This is a genomic window from Pelagibius sp. (assembly GCF_028281305.1).
GTDB lineage: Bacteria > Pseudomonadota > Alphaproteobacteria > Kiloniellales > Kiloniellaceae > Pelagibius.
The window spans coordinates 1-14,979 of sequence record NZ_JANQKD010000005.1 but is presented as its reverse complement, the minus strand read 5'-3'; the positions used below and the strand labels follow the sequence as shown (position 1 = coordinate 14,979).

The following is a 14,979-nucleotide window of genomic DNA, read 5'->3' as shown; positions in this document are numbered from 1 at the left end:
CGAGGAGCTGTGAGCCGGGCCGTCGGCCACAGCCGAGATAAGATGAGCAAACGGGAGGAACACAATGTACGAGAAAGAAAAGGATCTCATTGACGCGTTCCGCCGTGGGCAGATGAGCCGCCGCAGTTTGATCCGCGGCCTCGCTGCTCTTGGCGTCTCCGCCGGCACGGCCGGGGTGCTGGTGAACATGGTCTCGACCCAGGCGATGGCCGCCGACTTCGACTGGAAGAAGCACGCCGGCACCGGCGTCAAGCTGCTGCTCAACAAGCATCCCTACACCGATGCGATGATCGCCAACTTGGAGAACTTCAAGTCCCTCACCGGGATGGAGGTGACCTACGACGTCTTCCCCGAAGACGTCTACTTCGACAAGGTGACCGCCGCCCTCTCCTCGCGCTCCAGCGAGTACGACGCCTTCATGACCGGCGCCTACATGACCTGGACCTACGGGCCCGCCGGCTGGATTCCCGATCTCAACGAGTGGATTCAGGACAGCGGCAAGACCTCACCCACCTATAACTGGGAAGACATGCTGGAAGGCGTGCGCAAGTCCTGCGCCTGGAACGGCCGGCCCGGCGGCGAGCTCGGCTCCCCCGACGCCAAGCAGTGGTGCGTGCCCTGGGGCTACGAGCAGAACAACCTCGCCTACAACGAGGACATGCTGAAGCAGATCGGCGCCTCCGTGCCGACCAACATGTCCGAGCTGATCGATGTGGCGGCCAAGGCAACCAAGGAGATCGACGGCGTCTACGGCATCGGCGTGCGCGGCTCGCGGAGTTGGGCGACGATCCACCCGGGCTTCCTCTCGGCCTATGCCAACTTCAACGAGAAGGACCTGAACGTCGCCGCCGACGGCAAGCTCTCTGCTGCCATGAACACCGCTGGCTCCAAGGCCTTCCACGCCGACTGGGTGCGGATGATCCAGGAAAGCGGCGCGGCCGACTGGTCGTCCCACACCTGGTATCAGGTCGGCACCGACCTGGGTGCCGGCAAGTCGGCAATGATCTTCGATGCCGACATCCTGGGCTACTTCATGAACGGCGGCGGCAACGCCATGGCCGGCAAGCTGGCCTATGCCCCCTTCGCGGCCAACCCCGCGGCCTCGGCGCCGACGCCCAACATCTGGATCTGGTCGCTCTCCATGTCCAACTTCTCCACCAAGAAGGACGCGGCCTGGTACTTCATCCAGTGGGCCTCCGGGCCGGAGCACGGCCTCTTCGGCGCCACCCAGATGGACTTCGTCAATCCGGTGCGGGAGTCGGTCTGGGCCGACGCGACCTTCCGCGAACGGCTGGACAAGAGCTATCCCGGCTATGTGGCGATGCACGACCTCTCGGCGCCGGGGGCGAGCATCAAGTTCACCGCCCAGCCGCTGTTCTTCGACCTCACCACGGAGTGGGCCTCCAGCCTGCAGAAGATGGTGGCGAAGGAACTGCCGGTGGACGAGGGCCTCGACCAACTGGCCGACAGCGTCAACCGTCAGCTCAAGGACGCCGGCCTCGGCTGAGCCTGCGAGGCGGCGGCCCGCCCCCGCGGCGGGCCGCCTCCCGCTTCTGCGATCTGCCAAACCCGATGCCGCGCAGAGTTGGGATCGGTTAAGCTAGGGCCTGTTGAGGTTCATTTCGCCGTTGTGGTCCGAGCGCATTTGGCCCGCGGTTAGGAGCGACGAGGAAGGACATGCCAGAGCATATTCGACGAGGAGCGACGCGGCCGCGGGCCAAATGCGCCGGATCCCTTCGGGACGGGGCAGATATACGCCAGGGCCGCGTCGCGGACGCCTTGTGGGGGATCACCCCACGGCGCCGCCCGCTCCTATCCCTGGCGCATATCTGCTCCCGCCACGACGGCGAAATGAATCTCAACAGGCCCTAGCAATCTCCCCGTCAGTCAGGAGGCGACGATGAAGGCCCTGATCAAAGAGAAGCCGGAACCCGGGATCTGGCTGGGCGACCAGCCGAAGCCCGCGGTGGCGCCGGACGAGGTGCTGATCAAGATCCGCAAAACGGCGATCTGCGGTACCGACGTGCACATCTACAACTGGGATGCCTGGGCGGCGAAGACCGTGCCGGTACCCATGACCATCGGCCACGAATACTGCGGCGAAATCGTCGAACTGGGCGCCAACGTCCGCCACCTGAGCCTGGGCCAGCGGGTCTCCGGCGAGGGCCATGTCATCGGCAGCCGCAGCCGCAACGTACGGGCCGGGCGCTATCACCTGGACCCGGAGACCCGGGGGATCGGTGTCAACCTGCCCGGCGCCTTTGCCGAATACCTCGCGCTGCCCGCCTTCAACGTGGTGCCGCTGCCGGACCATCTCTCGGACGACCTGGGTGCGATCCTCGATCCGCTGGGCAATGCGGTGCACACGGCCCTGACCTTCGATCTGGTGGGCGAGGACGTGCTGATCACCGGCGCCGGGCCCATCGGCGTCATGGCGGCGGCGGTGGCCCGTCACGTCGGGGCACGCCATGTCGTGCTCACCGACGTCAATCCCTACCGGCTCGCCCTGGCCGAACAGGTCGCCGACGCGCGGACGGTCAACGTCGCCAAGGAGGACCTGCGCGACGTGATGGCCGAGCTGAAAATGAAGGAGGGCTTTGACGTCGGCTTCGAGATGTCCGGGGCGCCGGCGGCTTTCGACCAGATGGTGGATCTGATGATGATGGGCGGGCGCATCGCGCTGCTCGGCATCCCCTCGCAGGTGCGGCCCTTCGACTGGAGCCCGGTGATCTTCAAGGCCCTGACCATCAAGGCGATCTATGGCCGGGAGATGTTCGAGACCTGGTACAAAATGATCGCCATGCTGGAATCCGGCCTCTCCATCGACCGCATCGTCACCCACCGCTTCGGCATCGACGACTACCAGCGGGCCTTCGACGTCATGGCGTCCGGGGAAAGCGGCAAGGTGGTGCTAGACTGGGCGGCTTAATGGGATCGGGACTCTTGAAGCCTGGCCCAGGATGAAGCCTTCTCAGCCAATGGGTTCCCGCTCTCTGGCCCCCAAAAACTGTCATTGCCGGACTTGTTCCGGCAATCCATCGAAGTCCCGGTCTCGGTCTTTCCATGGACCCTCGGGACAAGCCCGAGGGTGACGATGTGGTTAGGGATGGCGCCGGCAAGCCATTGGAATCACACCATTAATTTGAGTGAGATCTTTAAAGCTGGGTGATCCCGTGGAGCTCCAGGAGTTCTACCAGCATGGCGCCGGCGCGCACCCGGTGCTGGTGGTGGATGCGTCGCGCCGCCTCGCCGTCGCGCTGCTCGATGGCGGCGACCACCGCGGCGTGGTCCTCGTTTGAGGCGACGGGCTTGGGCCGGAGACGCAGGGTTGCCATGCGGGCCCGGTGAGCCTGGTCGCGGCAGGTGTTCACCCAGGTGCGCAGACGCTCGTTGCCGCTGTATTCGACCAGCAGATTGTGAAAGCGCTCGTCGGCGCTGGCCCAGGCGATCAGGTCGTCCCGGGCAAGGGCGGTGTCCATGTCGCCGACCGCCTCGCGCAGCGCCGCCAGGTGTTGCTCGCTCAGGCCGCGGCTGGCGACGATCTCCGCCGCCGTCGACTCCAGTCCCGTGAGGATCTCATAGATCTCACGCATGTCCGCGACCGAGATAGGCAGAACGCGCATGCCGTGGCGCGGGCGGATCTCGACCATGCCCTCGTCGGCGAGGCGGATCAGCGCTTCACGCACCGGCGTCCGGCTCATCCCCAGCAACTCGGCGAGTTCCTGTTCCAGGGCTTGAAAGCCGGCCGGCATCTCGTTGTCCAGGATACGCCGCTTGAGATCCTGGTAGGCCCTCTCGGACTGCGAGAGACGTTGCCCCCCGCGGCTGGCGGTCCTGTTGTCATTCAAGGCGGTCGTCGCCACAGGCCCTGCTCTCCGTCGGTTTCGCGCTGCCGCACCATGAGTCGAATCTTCGACGAGAGCTTAGCTCATTTTCAACCGGAAGCACCACGCGGCTCCCAAAATAGTTTAGGAATCCGAACCCAATCTTCTCCGCCGGACCCTGCTCACAGGCGCCGGCGGCGCCCTTCCCGATGAGAGTCATAGACCGCCTCTTCGATACGCAGGTTGGCGAGGTAGTCGGATGCGCGGTTCATCACCGGCCCGTCTCCCGCAAGGTGGTCCACCACGTGGCGCTGCAGCCGATAGACGCAGTCGCCCCCGAAGCCCCGGTTGTCCCAGGCATATGCGACCTCCTGTTCCTCATCGTGACCATGACGCCGAAGGAACAGCTTGCCGTCACCGTCGAGCCTGAGCACTGCCTTGGATCCTTCAACCAGCATCTCACCCATGGTCAGGCGGCGATTCTCGGCGGCATGGTCGGCCAGGCGGTTGCCGTCGAAGAGGCCGCGGGCGCCGCTCTTGAAGTCCAGCAGAATGATCCCCGCATCCTCGCCGGCGATCACTGGATTGAGGCGCTCCAGGCGCGCGTAGACCCCCTCCACCTCGCCGAGCAGAAAGCGGAACACGTCGATCAGATGGATCGCCGTCTCGTGCACCAGGAAGCGTTCCATCTTCTGAAAATAGGGCTGACGGTCGAGGTAGGCCTCGGGGCCCTGACCGTCGCCGGGCCGCAGGCGGAAGCTCGCCTGATAGAGATCGCCCAGATCGCCCGCCTCGATCACCGCCTTGGCCTGCTGATGCCAGGGCTGGAAGCGGAAGTTCTCATGCACCACCAAGAGGACGCCGGCCTTGTCGCAGACGGCAATGGCCTCCTTCGCTTCCTCCAGGTTCTGGCAGAAAGGCTTCTGGCAGATGATCGGGACCTTGTGGGCGGCGGCGGTCCGGATCATCGCCAGATGGGTGACCGGTGGCGTGATGATGTCCAGCAGGTCCGGCGTCTCTTCGGCCAGCATCTCCGCCAAGTCGCTGTAGGTCGCCGGTACCGCATAGGTCTCCGCCACGCGGCGGGCGCCTTCGGCCCCGCGATTGCAGAGGGCCACCAGGTCGACATCGGGCATCCGGCTCCAGGCTTCGTACTGGAACTGGCTGAAATAACCGGTGCCGACGGTCGCAACTCTCACAGACAAGCGCTCCTCACCGGGATCTCTTTCACAAGGCCGCCGTCACCGGAACCTGCGGGTGGCACAAGGCGTCCATCACGGCATTGGAGACTTCGGCGGTTCCGGAGCTGCCACCCAGGTCCGCGGGGATCAGCGTTCCCCCGGCATAGGCCTGGTCCACCGCCGCGCGGATTGCCGCCCCGGCCTCCGCGCAAGGGCCGATGTCGCGGGTTTCGGCCAGCCATTCCAGCATCATGGCCGCGGAAAGAAACATGGCGGTCGGATTCGCCTTGCCCTGGCCGGCGATGTCGGGGGCGCTGCCGTGGCAGGGCTGGAACACGGCATGCTCGTCGCCGATGTCCGCCGAGGGCGCCATGCCCATGCCGCCGATCAGACCGGCGGCGAGATCCGAGAGGATGTCCCCGAACATGTTCTCGGTTACCAGAACGTCGAGGTCCCAGGGGCGCCGCACCATGTTCAGCGCGGTGGCGTCGACATAGGCATGATCGGCCGGAGTGTCGCCGTGCAAGGCAACGCGCTCATCGAAGATCTGACGAAAGAAGGCGAAGGACTTGAACACATTTGCCTTGTCGACACAGGTCACGCGCCCGGGATGGCCCGCCGCCCGGCGTTTGGCCGCCAGGGCGAAGGCGAAGTCGAAGAGGCGCTCGCAGACCGGCCGCGTGATGACCTGGGTATCCCGGGCCTCACTGTCGTCTTCGATGACGCCCTTGCCGCGGGATGCGAAGAGTCCTTCCGTCGATTCCCGGATCAGCACGAAATCGAGATCGGAGGCGCGCGGGTCAGCCAGCACCGGCGCCAGGCCGGGGACGCGGCGCGCCGGGCGCACGCCCGCATAAAGCCCGAAGGCGAAGCGAAGCTCCAACTGCGGCGCCACCTCCGTGCCGTCCGGATAGCGGATGTCCGGCAGGCCCATGGCGGCCAGCAGGATGGCATCGGCCTCCGCGGCAGCGGTCAGGGACTCTTGCGGTAGGGCGATACCCTCCATGCGATAGGTGCCGGCCCCGGCCGGGAGAGGTGTGAAGGAGAGCGTGAAGCCGCCAACCTGTTCCGCGGCGGCGCTCAGCAGATCCAGACAGGGCGCGGTGATCTCCGTGCCGATCCCATCGCCTTCGAAGACAGCGATTTCCAGCTTCGGCACGTTGGTCATGGCATCACCTCGTCGAATTTGGCCCGTTTGGTGGCGCAACCCCGCTCGCCAAAAGAATCCCGATTTCTCATGGCCTTGAGCGGCGCCTCCTGAGATACTGCGGAAACTCCAAGACCCCTATACAGGGCTTATCATACTTGAATGCATACATTAATGAATGCATTTATTCCAGACACAATCGCTTCTGATGTCGTTCGCCTCCCAGGGTTCGGCATCACTGTGGCCGGACTTCAGGACTTGCGGGGGACTCGATGCTGCTTGGCTGTATTGCGAATGATCTGACCGGGGCGACCGATCTCGCCCTGATGCTGGTGCGCGGGGGCATGAGGACGGTGCAGGTCGTCGGCGTGCCGCAGCGTGCGGCGGACCTGCCGGCGGCGGATGCCGTCGTGGTGGCGCTGAAATCGCGCACCACGCCGCCGGAGGAGGCTGTTGCGGAGTCCCTGGCCAGTGCCGAGGCGCTGCTCGCCGGCGGCGCCAAGCAGCTCTTCTTCAAGTACTGCTCGACCTTCGATTCCACCGACAGAGGCAACATCGGCCCGGTGACCGAGGCCCTGATGGCGCGCCTGGACTGCCCTTTCACCCTGGCCTGTCCTGCCTTTCCCGGCAATCAGCGCACGGTCTATCAGGGGCATCTCTTCGTCGGCACGACTCTGCTGTCGGACAGCCCGCTGAAAGACCACCCCCTGACCCCCATGCGCGATGCGAACCTGGTGTCGGTGCTCAGCCGGCAGACGCAACGAAAGGTGGGTCTCGTGCCCTTCGAGACCGTCGAAGCCGGGGCCGAAGCCATCGCTGCGGGCTTCGAGCGCGCGCAGGCCGAGGGTGTGGAGATCGCGATCGTCGATGCCATCAGCGACAGCCACCTGATCGCCATCGGCAGGGCGGCGGCGGGACTGTCCCTGATCACCGGTGGGTCCGGCGTCGCCATGGGCCTGCCCCAGAACTTCCGCGACCGGGGGCTGCTGGGGGCAGAGGATCCGCTTCGGAGTTTTGCCGCACCGGCGGGGCCGGCGGCCATTCTGTCGGGGAGTTGCTCCGCGGCCACCCAAAAGCAGGTGGCCATGGCGGAGAAGGCCGGCATTCCAGCTTGCCGGATCGATGCCCTCGAACTCTCCAGCGGCGAAACCTCCGCCGCAGCGCTGTTGGATTGGGCCCGCCGGCAGGACAGCAGCCGGCCCCTGATGATCTATTCGACCGCCACGCCGGAAACCATCCGCGGCGTGCAGGGCCAACTGGGGCGGGACCAAGCCGGCGCGCTGGTGGAAGAGACCCTGGCCGAGGTGGCCCGCGGCCTTGTCGATCAGGGCGTGCGGCGCCTGATTGTCGCCGGCGGCGAGACCTCCGGCGCGGTGGTCAACGGGCTCTCTCTGCAGGCTTTGGAGATCGGGCCGGAGATCGATCCGGGGGTGCCCTGGACCCGCAGCGCTGGCGAGCCGCCGCTGGCCCTTGCCCTGAAGTCGGGCAACTTCGGCGCCCCGGACTTTTTCCTGAAGGCCTGGGACCTGCTGGCATGAGCGAGGAAGCCCGCTTGCGCGAGGCGATCTGCCGGACCGGCCGTTCCCTCTACGACCGTGGGCTGACCTTCGGCAGCACCGGCAACATCAGCCAGCGCCTGCCCGACGGCGGCTGGCTGATGACCCCGACCAACGCCTCCCTGGGTGCGCTCGATCCGGCCCGCCTGTCGCGCCTGGACGCCGAGGGGGAATGGCTTTCCGGCGACAAGCCGACGAAAGAGACCTTTCTTCACATCGCCATGTACCGCGAGCGCAGCGATGCTGCCGCCGTGGTTCACCTTCATTCCACGCACTCGGTGGCGGTGAGCTGTCTCGACGGCATCGATCCCGAAGACGTGCTGCCGCCCATCACCGCCTACTACGTCATGCGGGTCGGACGTCTGCCGCTGGTGCCCTATTTCCCGCCGGGCGATCAGGATCTGGCCAAGGCCGTCGGCAAGCTGGCCGGGAAACATCATGCGGTTTTGCTGGCCAACCACGGGCCGGTGGTCGCCGGCACCAGCCTGGAGGCGGCACTCTACGCCACCGAGGAGTTGGAGGAGACGGCCAAGCTGTTCCTGCTGCTGAGAGGGGCTGCCGTGCGCGCCCTGACGCAGGAGCAGGTGGCGGAACTCAGGAAACGGTTCGGATAGGGGCAGGGGACATGTTCGTTGTGACGGTGGTTTTCGAGGTGGAAGTGGACTCGGCAGGGGTGTTTCGGACCGCCGTTTTGGAGCAGGCCCACAATTCTCTTACCAAGGAAGAGAGCTGCAGCCGCTTCGATGTCTGTTTCGACCCCGAGCGTGAGCAACGCGTCTTCCTCTACGAAATCTATGACGACCGCGCTGCCTTCGACCGCCATCTGGCCAGCGCCCACTTCGCGGACTTCGACCGGCGCGTCGCTCCCTGGGTGGTCAGCAAGACCGTCGAGACCTGGGTCCTGGGATAGGCCGCGGTCCCGGCGTGGCGTAAGCGGCGCGAAAGCCCGGCTGCGGCGGGAATAAAGCCTGTCCGCCATCGGTCCTTCTCTCAGGAGGATCGGTCTTTGAACTTCATGCTTTGTGCGCCGGCCGGGGTGGACCGCGGCGTCGACCCGCTCCGCTTGGGTTGGCCGCTTGGCTAGTCGGCTGGAGTCTGACTTCGCTGGATATCAGCGGGAGCCTCTCAGTCCGACACGGCTGTTCGGGGCGCCGGAGCCGCCGCCGTTGATCGACCGCATCGCCTTTCCGGCCTTCGTCATCGCCCTGCTGTTCCTCAGTTTCCTGGGCGGTGCCTTTGTCATCCTCAGTAACGTCTACCCGGCTGGAAAGCTGAGCGACGCCTATCGCGGCGGCAAGGCGCTGGTAGACAAGATTCATCAGTCGCGGGACCCGCTGACCTCGGACTTCTGGGCGCCCGAACGGCGCGCGGAGGAGGGTGTGACCGTCCACGACCGGGCCGAGGCCTTTCCCGGCTACACCCTCTACACCTCCGGCCACGGCAGCGAGGCTTTCCTCTTTTCCATGGAGGGGCTGCTGGTCCATTCCTGGCAGCTTCCCTACAGCGCCTTCTGGTCTGGGGACTCGCCGATCGAAGCCCCGCAGCCGGACGAGTTCCTCTACTGGCGCAAGGCGACGATGCTGCCCAACGGCGATCTGCTGGCGATCTTCGTCGCCACGGGAGACACCCCCTGGGGCTATGGCCTGGTGAAGCTGGACCGAGAGTCCAATGTTCTCTGGACCTATTACGGGCGCACCCATCATGACCTGGACGTGGCCGCTGACGGCCGCGTCTATACGCTGGTCCACGAAATGCGCCGCAAGACCTTCGATGGCTTTCCGCAACTGACGGTCCCGCGGCTGGACGACTTTGTGGTGGTGCTCTCACCGGAGGGGCGCGAGGAGAAGCGTGTTTCCATCCTGGATGCCCTGGTGAAGTCCGACTACGCGCGCCTGCTGGACCGGGTCGCCTGGTACAACAAGCATGACTTCATCCACACCAACAACATCGATGTGATCGACGCCGAGGCGGCCTCCGTCTTGCCCTTCGCCGAAGAGGGGCAGGTGCTGCTGTCCTTCCGCGACATCGACACCATCGCGGTTCTGGACCTGGAGCAGGAGCGGATCGTCTGGGCCCTCAGGGGTACCTGGATGGGTCAGCACGACCCCGACGTCTTGGCGGACGGGCGCATCCTGCTGTTCGACAACCAGGGGCACTATGGCCCGGGCGGCTGGTCGCGGGTCATCGAGATCGATCCCATGACCGGTGCCGAAGTCTGGCGCTACGCCGGCAGCGCCGAGACGCCCTTCGAAAGCAAGGTGCGGGCCGCCCAGCAGCGCCTGCCCAACGGCAACACCCTGATCACCGAGTCCACCGGCGGCCGGATCTTCGAAGTCACCCGCGACGGCCGGATCGTCTGGGAATTCATCAATCCCATCCGGGCCCGCCACCCGGAGAAGCCGGATCAGGTGATCCTGCCCATCGTTTCCTGGGCGCAGCGCATCGCCGCGGACAGCCTGCAACCCGGGTTCCGCGAGGCCTTGCTGCAGCAAGAAGAGGAGAGGAGCAGTCGATGAGCCAAGAACGGTCGCTTGCCCCAGCCGTCGGAGTGACAGCCACGACACTGCTTTTGGCGCTGGGCTGGACGGCGCCGGCGCTGGCCTATATCGGGCCGGGGGCCGGGCTTTCACTGCTCGGCGCGCTTTGGGGCGTCCTCGTCGCCGTGCTCGCGGCACTGCTGTTCCTTCTGTTCTGGCCCCTCCGGCGGCTGCTGCGGCGCCGGCGTCAGCCGATGACGACCACCCAGCGCCGGGTCCCCGCCGCGAGGACCGAAGACCCAAGGCTCGACTGAAGAAACCCAAAGTGCGGCGGGGCTGGATCGGAATGCCGGGCCTATGACGTGCCATGACTGGACTGTTTGACCTCGCTTCGCCGCTGCTGACGGCACTCGACCGTTCCCTCGCGCCGCTCATACCCCCCGCCGGCCGTCTGGCGGTTTGGGGCCTGGTTGCGGCGTCGCTTTCCATGGCGCTTTATGCGGTCCTCTCGCCGCAGCAGCGCCTGCGGGAGGGCAAGGCAGCGGCTGCGGAAGCGCGCTTTGCCTTGGAAGCCTACGAAGGCCAGCTGAAAGACGCCATGCCCCTGATCGTCCAGGTGCAGAAACGGGCGTTGGCGCAACTCGGCCTGGTTCTGGGGCCGGCTGTCCTGGCCTCTCTCCCCATTCTCTTCATGATCGTCTGGCTGAGCGGCGCTTATGGCCACTTCATTCCGGAAAGCGTGGCGTCGGTACGCCTGAGCGTCGAACCGCCCGGCATGATCGTCCGCTGGCTGAGCGAGGCGGAGGACCGGTGGGCAGTTGGGAGCGATGCTGCCGTGCGGATCGAAGTGAGCGATCCGGACCGGCAGATGGTCGAGAGGGTTGAACTGACTGCGGCTGTCACCAGCCTGCACAAGCGCCGGTGGTGGAACCTGCTGATCGCCAACCCCATCGGCTATCTGCCGCCCGACGGCGCGCTGGAACGGATCGAGATCGCCCTGCCGCGCCAGGATGTTCTCGGCTTCGGGCCGGATTGGCTGCGCGGTTGGGAATCCGTGTTTTTCACTGCCCTGGTCGCCGCCTCCCTGGGGATCAAAGCGGTCTTCCGCCTAGTCTAGCCGGTCGATGCCGCGCTCTACAGGTCCTGGCGAGGGTGACCGCTACGCGGGCTTCCGGGTCACGCCCTGGGTGCATCACTGTGGCCAGTTCGTCGCCCGCCACCGCGATTTCTGGATTCGCCTGGGCGATCAGGAAACCCGCCTGCGCAGAGATGACATCGCCGGGATCGCGGTGGAGAAGCCCATCTTCGTCAGCGGCCTCGCCCGCTCCGGGACAACCATCCTGCTGGAGGTGCTGGCCGGCCACCCGAGCCTCACCAGCCACCGATATAAGGACTATCCCTTTCTCTTCACGCCCTTCCTGTGGAATCGGTTCCTGAGCTACGTCCCCAACCATGGCACGGAGGCCGCCGAACGCAGCCATGCCGACGGGATCGCGGTCACCGCCGAGAGCCCTGAGGCCTTCGAGGAAGTGCTCTGGATGGCCTTCTTTTCCGGACTGCACGATCCACGGCACTGCAATGTCCTGGACGCGGAAACCAGCCACCCGGCGTTCGAGCGCTTCTATCTCGACCATATCCGCAAGCTGCTGCGGGTGCGCGGCCGCGCCCGCTACCTCGCTAAAGCCAACTACAACGTGACGCGCCTGGAATACCTGCTGAAGCTCTTTCCCGGCGCCCGCTTCATTCTCCCCTTGCGGGCCCCGCAGGGACAGATCGCCTCGCTGGTCAAGCAGCACCGCCTGTTCTGCGAAGGCGAGCGCACGCATCCGCGGGCGCTCCATCACATGCGCCGCATTGGCCACTTCGAGTTCGGTCTGGATCGGCGTCCGGTCAATGTCGGCGACGGTGCCGTGCCCGCCATCCTGGAGGCCTGGGACCGCGGCGAAGAGGTTGAGGGCTGGGCGCTCTACTGGTCCAGCCTCTATGGCTATCTGGCCAATCGCCTGGCGGTCGCCCCTGAATTGGCGGCAGCGGTGAAGCTGGTGCGTTTCGAGGATCTCTGCCAGCGCCCTTTCGTGGTTCTGAGCGCGGTCTGCGATCACTGCCATCTCGAGGAGAGCGCACATCTGGTCGCCGAGGCGGCGGAGATGATGCGGATGCCGCGCTACTATCGGCCCGCGTTTACGCAAGCCGAAACAGACTCCATCGAGCGGCTGGCCGGTCCGGTCGCCCGCCGTTTCGGCTATGCCGACAGCGCCGGGCTCTAGGCCCGTGGGTCGGCTTCGAGCCGGTGCTGATAGAGCCAGGTCTCGGTCAGGGGCCTGCCGCCTTCATCCGCGAGATAGAGGCGCAACTCGACCGGCGCCGGACCTGGGGCCTCGAGATCAAACTGGGCGCGCCAGCGCCGGCTGTCGGGAATGGGCTCCGTAAAGATGTAGGAGAGGGAGCCGCGCGATGTGGCAATGCGGGCTTCCGGCTTTGCGTCGCGCGCGATGCCGTCCAGGGCCTTGCCGGCGAATTCGACCACGAATTTGGTCAGACCGGCAGGGCGCGGTTTGCCCGGCTCGCCGCCTCTGCCCACGCGGGTGGCGACCACCTGGGCGATGGTCTCCGCGGGGTAGGGTTCCTCGGCCAGCCAGTGGAGCCGGTAGGAGAGACCCAGGCGGTCGCCGGCCTTGACCGGCTCCCGCGGCACCCAGAAGGCCACGATGTTGTCGTGGATCTCGTCGTCGGTGGGAATCTCGACGAGCTGCACGGCACCGGGACCCCAGGGGCCGAGCGGTTCGACCCAGAGGCTGGGCCGGCGCTCGTAGCGAACGCCGTCGAGATAGTGCTCGAAGTCGCGGTCGCGCTGCAGCAGGCCGAAGCCGCGCGGGTTTTCATCAAGAAAGCTGGAGGTGACCACGCGCTCCGGGTTGTTGAGGGGCCGCCACAGCCGTTCGCCGCGGCCGGTCCAGAGAGCGAGGCCATCGGAATCGTGAACCTCCGGCCGCCAGTCCTGCTGGTAGCGGCGGTTCGCCTCGCCGAACCAGAACATGGAGGTGAGGGGGGCGATCCCGAGGCGCTCCACAGCCCGGCGCAGGAAGAGAACCGTCTCGACTTCCATCACCACCCCCGCCCCGCGGCGGATGGCGAAGTGGTAGGCGCCGGTGATGCTGGGGCCGTCCAGCAGGGCGAAGACGTTCACCGGCGCATCGGGATCGGCGGCGGAGGCGATATGGAACTCGGTGAAGTTCGGAAACTCCTCGGGGGCCCGCGCGGCGACGTCGACGACGATGCCGCGTGCCGAGAGCCCGTATTGGCCGAGTTCGCCGATGGCGCGGAAGTAGGACGCGCCCAGGAAGGCGATCCAGTCCTGGGTCGGCCAGTCCCGGCGGCTGCGCGTCTCCTGCAGGCGAAAGCCGGCGAAACCCGAATCCCGGGGCAGCGTCCGGGCGACCGAGTCCTCGGGCATCTCGAAGTAAGTCGGGTTATAGGCGATCTCCCGGGAGAAGCCCCGTTCCAGCGCGTGCATCTTGACCGAACTCGGAAAGTAGCGGCCGAGATGAAAGAAGGTCGCGGGATAGGCGCCGGGGCCCTCGGCGAAGAGCGCGAGGCGGGGATCGAAGCGGATCTTCCCGTGGGTCTCGTAGTCGATCTGTTCGACGACCTCCGGCGCGGGCCGGTGGGGCGGCCGGTAGTCCGCCTTGGCGAGCGCTTCGGCGCGAGCGATCAGCCGCTTGAAGCTGAAGGGCCGCGCCGGGCCCAGACGCAAGCCCGAGGGGGCGGCCTGGGCAGGCAGGGGCGGAAGCGCCGATGCCGCCGCCATGGCAGCGGCGAGCCGCAGGGTCGCGCGTCGGCTGAGCGGTGCGGGCATGGGAGCCTCTTCGTCTTCGCCTGAGGAGGGTGATGCGCTGGACCAGCAGGCCCGGCAAGCTGTCCGAATCTAGGGGCGGCGCCAACTCCGGGCCACGGTCATTTTGTGGACGTCAATGCGGCGAAAAATGGCGGCGCACGGCCGCTTGCGTGTTGGGCGATCACGGACAGCGCCGAGGGTGGCCAGGGCCCTCCCCAAGGGCAGCCGGAGCGGCGATGCGGGATTCGGGCGTCATTGGTTGTCGCTTGTTGGCCGGAAAGGGAGCCACGGCGGCGCTAGACCTCACCGGCAGCGATGACAGCCATCGAATAAACCGATGCCGTCGGCGTGCTCTGGACGGCATCTGGCCGATGGCAACAATTGGCAGGGTCGCGGGAAAGTGCTTCTACGCAGCGAGGCAGGCAAATGAAATCTCATGCGCAGGCAGTGGTCATCGGCGGCGGCGTCGTCGGATGCAGCGTGCTCTATCACCTCACCAAGGCGGGCTGGATACACGTGGTCCTGCTGGAGCGCGACGAGCTCACCTCCGGCTCCACCTGGCACGCCGCCGGCGGCATGCACACCCTCAACGGCGACCCCAACGTCGCCAAGCTGCAACGCTATACCATCGACCTCTACAAGGAGATCGAGGAGATTTCCGGCCAGTCCTGCGGTGTCCACCTGACCGGCGGCTTCCTGCTGGCGGACTCCGAGAACTGGCTGGACTACCTGAAGGTGGCGCAGGGCCGGGCCCGGGTGCTGGGCATGGAGAACGACTTCGTGTCCATTGCCGAGGCCAAGGAGAAGCTGCCGCTGATCAACGAGAAGTGCTTCGTCGGCGCCCTCTACGAACCCTTGAAAGGCCATGTCGATCCCTCCGGCGTGACCCATGCCTATGCCAAGGCGGCGCGGGCGCCATCGAGACTGTCGGTCATCAATGTCAGGTTGCAGCCATCGGC

At 66.3% G+C, this 14,979-nt stretch carries 14 protein-coding genes; 10 read left to right on the top strand and 4 right to left on the bottom strand.

From position 1 onward, the window contains the following. Positions 1 to 64 precede the first annotated feature (64 nt). Positions 65 to 1,507, top strand: coding sequence for an extracellular solute-binding protein (locus Q0982_RS01245; RefSeq protein ID WP_299391047.1), 1,443 nt, complete (start codon positions 65 to 67; stop codon positions 1,505 to 1,507). Positions 1,508 to 1,900: 393 nt separating this feature from the next. Continuing rightward, on the top strand, positions 1,901 to 2,929 hold the full coding sequence (gene tdh / locus Q0982_RS01240; protein WP_299391046.1) for an L-threonine 3-dehydrogenase: 1,029 nt from the start codon (positions 1,901 to 1,903) through the stop codon (positions 2,927 to 2,929). A gap of 226 nt (positions 2,930 to 3,155) precedes the next feature. On the opposite strand, the gene Q0982_RS01235 is transcribed toward tdh, so the two are convergent. The 3 genes from Q0982_RS01235 to Q0982_RS01225 form a co-directional block, all read right to left on the bottom strand. Further along, on the bottom strand, positions 3,156 to 3,863 hold the full coding sequence (locus Q0982_RS01235) for a GntR family transcriptional regulator (protein ID WP_299391044.1): 708 nt from the start codon (positions 3,861 to 3,863) through the stop codon (positions 3,156 to 3,158). A 143-nt stretch (positions 3,864 to 4,006) separates the two neighbouring features. Further along, positions 4,007 to 5,023, bottom strand: a complete 1,017-nt coding sequence (locus tag Q0982_RS01230) for a Gfo/Idh/MocA family protein (RefSeq protein ID WP_299391042.1) — start codon at positions 5,021 to 5,023, stop codon at positions 4,007 to 4,009. Between the two features lie 28 nt (positions 5,024 to 5,051). Continuing rightward, the gene (locus Q0982_RS01225; protein ID WP_299391040.1) at positions 5,052 to 6,173 is read right to left on the bottom strand and encodes an isocitrate/isopropylmalate dehydrogenase family protein; all 1,122 of its coding nucleotides are present in this window, start codon (positions 6,171 to 6,173) and stop codon (positions 5,052 to 5,054) included. Between the two features lie 251 nt (positions 6,174 to 6,424). Here Q0982_RS01225 and otnK point away from each other — a divergent pair, with 251 nt between their 5' ends. The 7 genes from otnK to Q0982_RS01190 all read left to right on the top strand — a co-directional run bounded on the left by otnK (position 6,425) and on the right by Q0982_RS01190 (position 12,452). Beyond that, positions 6,425 to 7,690: a 3-oxo-tetronate kinase gene (gene otnK, locus Q0982_RS01220; protein ID WP_299391039.1), complete on the top strand. Its 1,266-nt coding sequence runs from the start codon at positions 6,425 to 6,427 to the stop codon at positions 7,688 to 7,690. Continuing rightward, complete coding sequence (gene otnC, locus Q0982_RS01215) at positions 7,687 to 8,322, top strand: 3-oxo-tetronate 4-phosphate decarboxylase (protein ID WP_299391037.1); 636 nt, start codon at positions 7,687 to 7,689, stop codon at positions 8,320 to 8,322. Before otnK ends, otnC begins: the two co-directional genes overlap by 4 nt. A gap of 11 nt (positions 8,323 to 8,333) precedes the next feature. After that, positions 8,334 to 8,618 (top strand): putative quinol monooxygenase, encoded by a 285-nt coding sequence (locus Q0982_RS01210; RefSeq protein WP_299391035.1) that lies wholly within the window; start codon positions 8,334 to 8,336, stop codon positions 8,616 to 8,618. 256 nt (positions 8,619 to 8,874) lie between these two features. Continuing rightward, positions 8,875 to 10,224, top strand: coding sequence for an arylsulfotransferase family protein (locus Q0982_RS01205; protein WP_299391034.1), 1,350 nt, complete (start codon positions 8,875 to 8,877; stop codon positions 10,222 to 10,224). After that, positions 10,221 to 10,499 (top strand): hypothetical protein, encoded by a 279-nt coding sequence (locus Q0982_RS01200; protein WP_299391032.1) that lies wholly within the window; start codon positions 10,221 to 10,223, stop codon positions 10,497 to 10,499. Before Q0982_RS01205 ends, Q0982_RS01200 begins: the two co-directional genes overlap by 4 nt. Positions 10,500 to 10,552: 53 nt before the next feature. Further along, positions 10,553 to 11,302: a hypothetical protein gene (locus tag Q0982_RS01195; protein ID WP_299391031.1), complete on the top strand. Its 750-nt coding sequence runs from the start codon at positions 10,553 to 10,555 to the stop codon at positions 11,300 to 11,302. Positions 11,303 to 11,309: 7 nt separating this feature from the next. Next, positions 11,310 to 12,452: a sulfotransferase gene (locus Q0982_RS01190; protein WP_299391029.1), complete on the top strand. Its 1,143-nt coding sequence runs from the start codon at positions 11,310 to 11,312 to the stop codon at positions 12,450 to 12,452. Here Q0982_RS01190 and Q0982_RS01185 read toward each other — a convergent pair. Next, positions 12,449 to 14,041 (bottom strand): glucan biosynthesis protein, encoded by a 1,593-nt coding sequence (locus Q0982_RS01185; protein ID WP_299391027.1) that lies wholly within the window; start codon positions 14,039 to 14,041, stop codon positions 12,449 to 12,451. The two genes, Q0982_RS01190 and Q0982_RS01185, sit on opposite strands and share 4 nt — an antisense overlap. Before the next feature lie 405 nt (positions 14,042 to 14,446). Between Q0982_RS01185 and Q0982_RS01180 the strand changes: the two genes are divergently transcribed. Next, on the top strand, positions 14,447 to 14,979 hold a 533-nt coding region (locus tag Q0982_RS01180; protein WP_299391025.1), incomplete at its 3' end, for an FAD-binding oxidoreductase.

Excerpts from the sequence above, each read along its gene's own strand:
- Q0982_RS01185 (WP_299391027.1), bottom strand. The coding sequence starts at position 14,041 with ATGCCCGCACCGCTCAGCCGACGCGCGACCCTGCGGCTCGCCGCTGCC.
- Q0982_RS01200 (WP_299391032.1), top strand. The coding sequence starts at position 10,221 with ATGAGCCAAGAACGGTCGCTTGCCCCAGCCGTCGGAGTGACAGCCACG.
- Q0982_RS01190 (WP_299391029.1), top strand. The coding sequence starts at position 11,310 with ATGCCGCGCTCTACAGGTCCTGGCGAGGGTGACCGCTACGCGGGCTTC.
- Q0982_RS01195 (WP_299391031.1), top strand. The coding sequence starts at position 10,553 with ATGACTGGACTGTTTGACCTCGCTTCGCCGCTGCTGACGGCACTCGAC.
- otnC (WP_299391037.1), top strand. The coding sequence starts at position 7,687 with ATGAGCGAGGAAGCCCGCTTGCGCGAGGCGATCTGCCGGACCGGCCGT.
- tdh (WP_299391046.1), top strand. The coding sequence starts at position 1,901 with ATGAAGGCCCTGATCAAAGAGAAGCCGGAACCCGGGATCTGGCTGGGC.
- Q0982_RS01225 (WP_299391040.1), bottom strand. The coding sequence starts at position 6,173 with ATGACCAACGTGCCGAAGCTGGAAATCGCTGTCTTCGAAGGCGATGGG.
- Q0982_RS01210 (WP_299391035.1), top strand. The coding sequence starts at position 8,334 with ATGTTCGTTGTGACGGTGGTTTTCGAGGTGGAAGTGGACTCGGCAGGG.
- Q0982_RS01245 (WP_299391047.1), top strand. The coding sequence starts at position 65 with ATGTACGAGAAAGAAAAGGATCTCATTGACGCGTTCCGCCGTGGGCAG.
- otnK (WP_299391039.1), top strand. The coding sequence starts at position 6,425 with ATGCTGCTTGGCTGTATTGCGAATGATCTGACCGGGGCGACCGATCTC.